Here is a 6,307-nt window from a genome sequence, read left to right on the forward strand (position 1 = left end):
GCGTTCACCTCGCCATACGCCCACGTCACACCATCGAACGTCACCGCCGGCGCATCCGGACGAGCCGCCGCCTGCGCCTCGAACAACGCCGGGATGGTCGTCCGCTCGACGTCGTCGCCCTTGCCTCCGGCCCACCTGCGCAGCAGGGTCCGGCGCTCGCCGCCGCTCAGGATCTCGGCGGCGCCGATGGACGCGTCCGGGTCGGCGATCAGTTCGCGGACGAGCCGTTCGAAGCGGGCGGCGATGGTCTCGGCGGTGCCGGGGTCGAAGAGGTCGAGGGCGTATTCGAGACCGGCCTCGATCCCGGCGGGCGCGCCGTCGTCGCCGTGCCGTTCCTCCAGGTAGAGGGACAGGTCGTACTTGGCGGCGCCCGATCCGAGGGGTTCGGCGCCTCCGCTGAGCCCGTCCAGCTCAAGGCGGGCCTCGGGGTTGTTCTGGAACGACAGGACGACCTGGAACAGCGGGTGCCGGGCCATCGACCTGGCCGGGTTGAGCACCTCGACGAGCCGCTCGAACGGAAGGTCCTGGTGCCCGTAGGCCGCGAGGTCGGTCTCCTTCACCCGCCCGATCAGGTCGCGGAACGACGGGTCCCCGGACGTGTCGGTGCGCAGGACGAGCATGTTGACGAACATGCCGACGAGGTCGTCGAGCGCCTCGTCGGTGCGGCCCGCGATCGGCGACCCGATCGGCACGTCCGTCCCGGCGCCGAGGCGGGTGAGGAGCGCGGCGTAGGCGGCCTGCATGACCATGAACAGGCTCGCGCCGCTCTCGCGGGCCAGGCCCAGCAGCCCGGCGTGGAGTTCGGCGTCCAGCTCGAACGTGTGCGTCGCGCCCCGGTAGGTGGCCTCCGGCGGGCGCGGCCGGTCGGCGGGCAGCGCGAGTTCCTCCGGGAGCCCGGCGAGAGCGTCCTTCCAGTAGGCGATCTGCTTGGAGATCAGGCTGCCGGGGTCGTCCTCGGAGCCGAACAGCTCGCGCTGCCAGAGCGTGTAGTCGGCGTACTGGACCGGCAGCGGCGCCCACTGCGGCGCCTTCCCGTCGGCGCGGGCCGCGTAGGCGAGGATCACGTCGCGGGCGAGCGGCGCCATCGACCAGCCGTCCGCCGCGATGTGGTGCAGGACGAGCATCAGGACGTGCGTGTCGCCGCCGAGCGCGAACAGCCGGGCCCGCAGCGGCGGCTCGACGGACAGGTCGAAGCCCTGCCCGACGGAGGCGGCGAGGGCCGTCGGCAGCGCGGCCTCGCCGGTTTCGGTGATGTCGAGGCGGGGTCGGGCGGCGGCCGGGTCGAGGACGAGCTGGCGGGCGGTGCCCGACCCGTCCGGGAAGATCGTGCGGAGCGACTCGTGCCGGGCCACGACGTCGGCGAGCGCGTCGCGGAGCGCGCCGAAGTCGAGGGCCCCGTCGAGCCGGAGCGCGACCGGCATGTTGAACGTCGCGGAGGCGCCTTCGAGGCGGTTGAGGAACCAGAGCCGCTGCTGCGCGTACGACAGCGGCACGACGCCGGGCCGTTCGGCGCGGACCAGCGGCGGGCGGACGTCGCCGGCGGCGTCGGCGAGCCGTTCGGCGAGGCCCGCGGCGGTCGGCGCCTCGAACAGCGCGCGGACGGGAAGCTCCACGCCCAGCGCGGAGCGGATCCTGCTGACGAGGCGGGTGGCGGTGAGCGAGTCGCCGCCGAGGTCGAAGAACCCGTCGTCCACGCCGACCCTCGGCACGCGGTTCACGCTGGGGGGCGACCCCTCAGACCCCCCGGCGACTCCACCGAGGATCTCGGCGAACAGGCCGCAGAGGATCTCCTCCTGCGGGGAGCGCGGTGCGCGGCTGACGGACGCGCCGGTGTCGGGCGCCGGGAGCGCGGCCCGGTCCAGCTTGCCGTTCACGGTGAGCGGCAGCGCGTCCAGGACGGTGAACGACGGGACCATGTAGTCGGGCAGCCGCTCCGCCGCGAACCGCCGCACCGCCGCGACGTCGATGCCGCCACCGGCGCCGGTGCCGACGAGGTAGGCGGCGAGGCGCCGGTCTCCGGGACGGTTCTCGCGGACGACGACGGCGGCCTGCGCGACGCCCGCGCATCCGGCGAGGACGTTCTCGATCTCGCCGGGCTCGACCCGGAAGCCGCGGATCTTGACCTGGTCGTCGGTGCGGCCGAGGTACTCGATCGTCCCGTCCGGCAGCCACCGGGCCAGGTCGCCGGTGCGGTACATGCGGTCGCCGGGCGCACCGAACGGGTCGGCGACGAACCGCTCGGCGGTCAGGCCGGGACGGCCGAGGTAGCCGCGGGCGAGCTGCGCGCCCGCGAGGTACAGCTCGCCGGGGACGCCGGCGGGGGCCGGCTGGAGCGCGGTGTCCAGGACGTAGGAGCGGACGTTGCGGTAGGGGCCGCCGACCGACGGGCGCTCGCGGTCCGCGACGACCTGGTTCATGGTGTCGATCGTGGACTCGGTCGGCCCGTAGAGGTTGCGCGCGGTGATGCCGGGGATCGCGCGCAGGTCCGTCCACAGGGCCTCGCCCATGGCCTCGCCGCCGAGGAGGAGCTGCGTCGGCAGGTGCCGTCCGTCATCGTTCAGCAGGCCCGCTTCGCGCAGCGAGCTGAAGTGCGACGGGGTCGTGTTCACCAGGTCGATCTGCGCGCGCGCCACGTACGCGGTGTACGCCTCGACATCGCGGCGGGTTTCGTCGTCGATGAGGTGCAGCTCGTGGCCGTACATCATCCACAGCAGGCCCATCCAGGACGTGTCGAACGAGAACGACGCCAGGTGTGCGAACCGCATCCTGCGCCCGCCGGCGGCCTCGATCGCGGGATCGATGAACGCGTCCCGGTGCGTCTCGAAGTAGTTCAGCAGGCCCGCGTGCGGAATCGTCACGCCCTTGGGGCGGCCGGTCGAGCCCGACGTGTAGATGACATAGGCGGCGTTGCCCGTTCGCAGCGGCCTCACGCGGTCGGCGTCGGCCGGGTCGCGCGCGGGCCGTCCGGTCGTGTCCGGGAAGGCGCCGGCCCTGATGGTGAGGGCCGGCCGGCAGTCGTCCAGCATGTAGGCGACGCGGTCGGGCGGGTACTCGGGGTCGACCGGGACATAGGCGGCGCCGGCCTTCAGCACGCCCATGATCGCCACGACGATCTCGGGCGTGCGCGGGAGGACGAGCGCGACGCGGTCCTCCGGGCCGATCCCGCGTGCGATGAGTTCGTGCGCGAGGCGGTTGGCGCGCTCGTTCAGCTCCGCGTAGGTGAGGCGGACCCCGCCGCACACGAGGGCCGTTTCGCCGGGGGTGCGGGCCGCCTGCCGCTCCAGCATGGCCGGGAGCGTGCCGGACGGGACGTCGCCGCCCGTGTCGTTCCAGGCCGCGAGGGCCGCGCGTTCGGCGTCCGTGGGGAGTTCCACGGCGCCGATGAGCTGCTCGGCGTCCTCGGCGAACGCCTCCAGGAAGCGGCGGACGCGGGCCAGGAGCGCCTCGACGACGGGCTGTTCGTACACGTCGGGCCGGTAGTGCAGCCGCAGCGACAGCCTCTCGCCGGGCGCGACGACGAACGACAGGGGGAAGTGGGTCGCGTCGTAGGAGTCGGCCGCGGCGATGCGGACGCCGTTGAGGGAGCTGTCCAGCGAGGCCGGGTCGAACGGGTAGTTCTCCAGCACCGTCATCGTGTCGAACAGCGCGCCGCCGTGCCCCGCCACACGCTGGATGTCGGTGAGGCCCAGGTGGTGGTGGGCGAGGAGTTCGGTCTGCTCGTCCTGGATCCGCTCCAGCAGCGTGCCGAGCGAATCGTCCATCCGGTACCGGACGCGGATCGGCAGCGTGTTGATGAACAGCCCGATCATCTGCTCAATGCCGGGCAGTTCGGGCGGGCGGCCCGACACGGTCGCGCCGAACACCACGTCGTTGGAGCCGAGCAGCCGCCCGAGGACCAGACCCCACGCGCCCTGCAGGACGGTGCTCAGGGTGACGCCATGGCGCCGGGCGGCGCGGGTGAGGCGCCTGGTGGTGCGCTCGTCCAGTTCGGTGATGGTCCGCCGCGGTCGTTCCGGCGCGCGTCCGGCGGCCTCGGGGGCGACGAGGCTGGGTTCGTCCACGCCGTCGAGGGCGCGCCGCCAGGCCTCCTCGGCGGCGGCGCGGTCCTGCTTGGCGAGCCAGGCCAGGTAGTTCTTGTACGGGGTGACGCGCGGCATCCCCGTGTCGTGGCCGCCCTGCATGTAGAGCATGAACAGCTCGGTCGCCATGATCGGCGTCGACCAGCCGTCCAGCAGGATGTGGTGGTTGGTGAGGATCAGGCGGTGCCGTGCCGCACCCATCCGGACGAGGACGAACCGCAGCAGCGGCGGCGCGGTCATGTCGAAGCCGCGCGCCCGCTCCCGCGCCACGACGGCGTCCGCCTCGGCGCCCGCGGATGCGCTGACTTCCTCCCACGGCAGTTCGACCGTGCGGGGAACGACCTGCACGGGACGCGACAGGTCCTCGTGCCAGAACGCGGCGCGCAGGTTCGGGTGGCGGCGCAGCAGGGTCCCGGCGGCGGTCCGCAGTGCGGCGGCGTCCAGCGGCCCCTCAAGGTCGATGACGAGCTGCGCCGTGTACACGTCCGTGTCGCCGGCGTCGAAAAGGGCGTGGAAGAAGAACCCCTGCTGCAACGGCGACAGCGGCAGGATGTCTTCTAGGTCCCCCCGGTTCAATGCTGCCGCCTCCACGCGTCCTGTAGCTTGTCGATCTCGTTCTGGTCCAGGTCGACGAGCAGGTCGGACGGGGTGAACCCGCCCGCCGGCCCGTCTTGGTCACCCGAGGCGACGTGCGCGACGAGGCCGCGCAGGGCCGCGAACCAGCTTTCGGCCAGTTCCCGAACGTCGCCGGACTCCATCAGCCCGCCGGGCCACGTCCACGTCGCGGACAGCACGGGGCCGCCGGGCAGGTCGCGGGTGACGGCGTTGATCTCCAGGACGTGCGCCATCGGCATCCGGGGGTCCTCGCCGGCGGGCGGCTCCTCGGGCGCCGGCGTCCAGTCGCCGCCCTCGCCGCCGTCGATCCGGCCGAGGTAGTTGAAGGCGATCTGCGCGGGCGGCACCTCGGCCAGTTCCTCGGCGGCCTCCCCGCCGCCGTAGCGCAGCAGGCCGTAGCCGAGCCCGCCGCCCGGGACGGCCCTGAGCTGCTCCTTGACCTTCTTGACGGCGGTGCCCACGACCGAGCCGCCGTCGCGGACCTCGGCCCAGTCGGCGATCCCCGCGTCCAGCCGGACGGGGTGGATCGAGGTGAACCAGCCGGCGGTGCGGGAGATGTCGACGCCGGGCACGACGTCCTCCCGGCCGTGGCCCTCCAGGTCGATGAGGACGTCGGTGCCGCGGCCGCCGTGGTGCCGCCGCCACTGGGAGACCGCGAGGGCCAGGCCGGTGAGGAGGACGTCGTTGGCGCGGCCGTGGAACGCGGCGGGGACGCCGGTGAGCAGCGGGCCCGTGACGTCGGCGGGCAGATCGAGGGTGAGCGACCGGGCGCGTGCGGCGATGTCGACGCGCGGGTCGAGGGCGCTGCCGGCGAGCTTCTGGTCCGGGCCGTCGACGACGTCGAGCCAGTCGTCCAGTTCGCCGGCGTCGCCGCCGGACGCGGTGAGCTTCTGCGCCCAGCGGCGGAACGACGTCCCGACCGGCTGGAGCTCTCCCCCGGCCCAGGCGGTGACGAGGTCGGGCAGCAGGATGCGCCATGACACGCCGTCCACGACCAGGTGGTGGAGGACGACGAGGAGGCGTCCCTGGTCCTGGCCCGCGTCGAACCAGACGAGCTGCGCGACCGTCCCGGCCCGGGGGTCGAGGCGGTCGCGGGCGGCGGTCGCCTGCTCGGTGACGACGGCGCGGAGCTTGTCGGTGTCCAGCCCGGCGACGTCGACGCGGGTGACGAGTTCGGCGGCGTCGGACGAGCCGGGCTGCCGGACGACGGGCTGCCAGCGGTCGTCCTGCGCGTCCAGGCGGAGGCGGAGGATGTCGTGGTGGTCCAGGAGGGTCTGGAGTGCGGCCGTCAGCCTGTCCATGCCGAGGTCCGGCGGCGTGCGCAGCAGCATCGACTGGTGGAAGCCGCTGATCAGCGAGGCGTCGCCGCCCACCCGGTCGCGCAGCCACGCGACGATCGGGGTGACCGGGACCGGGCCGACGCCGGCGCCGGGCGCCTCGGCCTCGATCTGCTCGCCCTCGCCCACCGGACGCGCGGTCGCGGCCAGTTCCTCGACGGTCTGGTGCTGGAACACGTCCCGCGGTGTGATGACCAGGCCGGACTGGCGGGCGCGGGAGACGAGCTGGATCGCGATGATGGAGTCGCCGCCCAGGTCGAAGAACCCGTCGCCGGC

Annotated in this window: 2 protein-coding genes and 2 pseudogenes; all 4 read right to left on the minus strand. The window is 73.7% G+C overall.

From position 1 onward, the window contains the following. Positions 1-2,117: condensation domain-containing protein (locus ACGFIS_RS37305; RefSeq protein WP_392974001.1), on the minus strand; the 2,117-nt coding region annotated here is incomplete at its 3' end. Continuing rightward, positions 2,100-3,287: pseudogene (locus tag ACGFIS_RS37310) on the minus strand (amino acid adenylation domain-containing protein); the annotation flags it as partial. The gene ACGFIS_RS37305 and the pseudogene ACGFIS_RS37310, both read right to left, overlap by 18 nt. A gap of 111 nt (positions 3,288-3,398) precedes the next feature. Continuing rightward, positions 3,399-4,670: pseudogene (locus ACGFIS_RS37315) on the minus strand (condensation domain-containing protein); the annotation flags it as partial. After that, on the minus strand, positions 4,652-6,307 hold a 1,656-nt coding region (locus tag ACGFIS_RS37320; RefSeq protein WP_392974000.1), incomplete at its 5' end, for a condensation domain-containing protein. The gene ACGFIS_RS37320 and the pseudogene ACGFIS_RS37315, both read right to left, overlap by 19 nt.

The organism is Spirillospora sp. NPDC048824, from assembly GCF_043198455.1.
Lineage (GTDB): Bacteria > Actinomycetota > Actinomycetes > Streptosporangiales > Streptosporangiaceae > Spirillospora.